General features: G+C 65.0%; 2 protein-coding genes. Both read left to right on the top strand.

Annotated features, from left to right (window positions below; translation table 11 throughout):
- The first annotated feature begins 18 nt into the window (after positions 1-18).
- Positions 19-420, top strand: coding sequence for a hypothetical protein (locus ACESMN_RS04815; RefSeq protein WP_373052479.1), 402 nt, complete (start codon positions 19-21; stop codon positions 418-420).
- Between the two features lie 104 nt (positions 421-524).
- Positions 525-1187 (top strand): class I SAM-dependent methyltransferase (locus ACESMN_RS04810; protein ID WP_373052458.1); only part of this gene is annotated, 663 nt, incomplete at its 3' end.

Genomic DNA, 1187 nt, shown 5'->3' with positions numbered 1-1187 from the left:
CTGTCCCCGTCCTTCCTGATGACCGAACCCAGGCGACCCAGCCCTCCGGCGGATCTTCTCCTGATCTTCCGTCCTCTGCGTTCCCGCGAGCAGGCGCTCCGGCTGGCGCGCGCCGCGGGCTGGCTGCTGATGCTGTCCGGCGTGACCGTGGTGCTGCTCGGATTCCTGATGAACCACCTGCCGACGATGATCGAGGGGACGCTGGTGGCCCTGCTGGCACTGTTCGCGGGCTGGGCCCGAAGCCGTCTTGCGGCCACGCTGCTGACGCTGCTCCTCAGCCTCGGACTGGCGGGCGGATTGGCGGGCGGCATTGCCAACGGCACGATCGCCTTTCTCGTGCTCGCGTTCGTGGTCTCGCTGCGCCTGCTTGAGGCCGGCTTCCGTTTTCGAGCAACGGCGGACACGGGGTTGCCCTCTTGATGACGGTACAGCGGTCCCGGATGCGGGAGCCGGTTGACGTCACAAGGAGTTAATATCTCAGCGTTACCGTTGGAGACCTAGCTGCGAGTACAAGAGTGAGGGTGATGGAATCCCGCGAACAGGTCAGCCGGGCCTACAGTGCATTCGCGCCCGCGTACGATGCCTTCTTTGGAGCCGTGCTCGAGCCAGGCCGGCGCGCTGCGATTAGGGAGATGAATCTGCAACCGGGCGCGAGGGTCCTCGAGGTTGGAATCGGCACCGGACTCGCGCTGTCCGCCTATCCGCGGGGTGTGCGGATCACGGGCGTGGACCTCTCATTGGAAATGCTCGAGCGCGCCCGCAGGCGGGCGGGGGGTATGGAGCTCGCCAGGGTGGTCGACCTCAAGGTGATGGACGCCCGGGCGCTCGATTATCCAAATGCCAGCTTCGATGCCGTGGTGGCGATGTACGTGGTGTCGGTCACGCCGGAGCCCGAGCGCGTGATCGCGGAAATGCGCCGGGTTTGCAGACCCGGTGGTCAGTTGGTAATCGTGAACCACTTTCGCACCACATCAAGGACGGTGCGTATCACCGAGAAGCTCCTCCGGCCACTGCACCGGATGGTGAACTACAGCGCGGAGCTCGATTACGACGCGTTCGTGCAGAAAACCGGACTTGAGGTGATCCGCTGCTCGCGCGCGAATATCCTTGGGTACTCGACCGTAGTTCACTGCAGGGCGAGGAGCGCCACGCCGCAGCGCTCGGTGTCCGGCTCCCTCAATGAACGC

The organism is Thioalkalivibrio sp., assembly GCF_041690275.1.
Classification (GTDB): Bacteria; Pseudomonadota; Gammaproteobacteria; order Ectothiorhodospirales; family Ectothiorhodospiraceae; genus Thioalkalivibrio.
The sequence above is the reverse complement of the archived record's forward strand: the minus strand, read 5'-3'. Positions and strand labels throughout refer to the sequence as shown.